General features: G+C 44.9%; 3 protein-coding genes. 1 reads left to right on the forward strand and 2 read right to left on the reverse strand.

What is annotated here, in order from left to right; genetic code table 11:
* The coding region (locus A3766_RS19200) for a hypothetical protein (protein ID WP_231882932.1) at positions 1-455 on the forward strand (455 nt) is incomplete at its 5' end.
* Here A3766_RS19200 and A3766_RS19205 read toward each other — a convergent pair.
* Positions 434-1,444, reverse strand: coding sequence for a cation:proton antiporter (locus tag A3766_RS19205; RefSeq protein WP_255375184.1), 1,011 nt, complete (start codon positions 1,442-1,444; stop codon positions 434-436). The genes A3766_RS19200 and A3766_RS19205 overlap by 22 nt on opposite strands.
* A gap of 28 nt (positions 1,445-1,472) precedes the next feature.
* On the reverse strand, positions 1,473-1,685 hold the full coding sequence (locus A3766_RS31305; RefSeq protein ID WP_068514868.1) for a hypothetical protein: 213 nt from the start codon (positions 1,683-1,685) through the stop codon (positions 1,473-1,475).
* Positions 1,686-2,001 lie beyond the last annotated feature (316 nt).

Here is a 2,001-nt window from a genome sequence, read left to right on the forward strand (position 1 = left end):
CAAGTAGTCCGTTCATGGATGACTACCTTAGCTCGATAGAGTCTAGGGAGTCGTATGTATTTTTTGAACACTCAGATTTTGGAATAAAGAGCAATCAGCAGGTGCCGCTAAGTCAAGAGTTCGATCGTTGTACTGAATCTGTAATGGGTGGGATTTCTTTAGGGCTAGGTGAACAAACTGTTTCCAATATATCCGTGCTTGAGCGAGTCAATCAGGATTATCATGCTTTTTTACTTGAACTCGTAATGTCGAAAGGTGCGGGTGATAATGGTGCTTTTAGCGCTTTATATAACAATACTATCACTACCCAATCGGAGAATGGGGAGCTTAAGCGACATGCCTTTGCTTATACAGAAGGGCTTGAGCAGCCACTAAAGAAATTAACCAGGCTTATCCTAAGACGTAATCAATGTTTGGCGCGCTCTGGATGGATTTATAAGAAAGTAGCGCCGTAGTCGGTATTACCTTTGGTTTTTTCAATATCCCCCAATAAATGTCCATATTTTTTGTAATAGAGCTTTATCCAAAAAGGTGATAGCACGGTAGTGTAGGCGATGACCATGATTAAGGCTGTATAGACCTCATTTGTAAAAATATTTGCAGAAGCACCTAGGCCTGCGAATATCAGGCCAACCTCGCCACGTGGCACCATGCTCATTCCTATGACGATACGTTTGGCTAGAGGTTCGCTAATAAGTAGGGCTCCGGCGAACTTTGTGCATATAGCCAAGACAAGTAATATTAAAGAAAACTCCCACAAGAATGATGAAGACCAATCGACCGAGCGTAGATCCATCGAAAGACCGACGGATACAAAGAATATTGGTGTGAATAGTTGAACGATGGGTTTTATCTGTACTTCCACTTTGTGAGAGAACTTGGGTGAACTATGTAGCGCTATGCCGAAAGGTAAAAAGAAGCGGAGCGATAAAGCTAGTCCGGCGGCAAAGCCTCCGAGTAATTCCGGGGCTCCAAATAAATGAGCGAGCCAGGCAAAGAACAATACTAATGCGACAATAGTGGTTGGAATTAATCCTGGGTCGTTAATTCTTTTATCTAATATTTGGATAATTCGAGAAAACAGCTTGGCGAGAATTGGAGCCAAGCAGAAAAATATCGCGACAAATAAGAAAACTCTACCGGCGCTCATAAGGTCGATATTGCCGTTGACTGAGAAGTCATAGAGTAGGGCAAGAAGTATTACGCCGAGAATATCATCGAGTACGGCGGCGCCCAATGTTACCTGTCCTTCGTCGCTTTGGTGTCGGTTAAGATCTGAAAGTGTTCGAATGGTGATGCCAATGCTGGTGGCGGTTAAGGTTCCGCCGATAAACAGTGATACAAGTAGTGATAGTTCAAAGTACCAGTAACTTGCCGCAAAGCCACCAAGAAAGGGCGCGATAAAGCCTCCTAGCGCCACGACAGTAGACTTTTGCCTGAGGATACAAGCTTCCCTAGGTCAGTCTCCAATCCTACGTCAAACAGCAATAGAATGACGCCAATTTCGCCCAGAAAAATATAATCTCGTTGACCTCTACCCATGCGAATAAGCTCGGGCCAATCAAAATGCCAGCGCAGAGTTCGCCAATAACACTCGGTGCGCCAAAATAGCGAGAAATATCGCCAAGCACCCTGGCGACAACAAGAATGATAAGGATGTCGAGTAAGACGTCAGCAATTTCCAAATGCGCACTCCCGGCTTTTTGGCTTTGAAGTCGGGCTGGTATTGAGTTTGGACGTGCTTAGTATGACTTGAGTTTGGGAAGAGGGGGTTGAGCTAGCTCAATTAGTGATGAGGTTTAAGGGCAAAAAAAACCTCCGGGTGTTAGGCCGGAGGCTTTTAGTTTCCTTACATTTTATTCGGCGTCGACTATCAGGTCACTATCCCCAACAGTGATTTCTTCACCGTCATTTAATACGAAAGATGCTGCTTGTGTAACAAACTCTGCAAAAGCAGGTGCCTCAGCAGAGGAAGCTGCCGCTGCAGGGGTCGTGTGTAGA

Source organism: Oleiphilus sp. HI0132 (assembly GCF_001635845.1).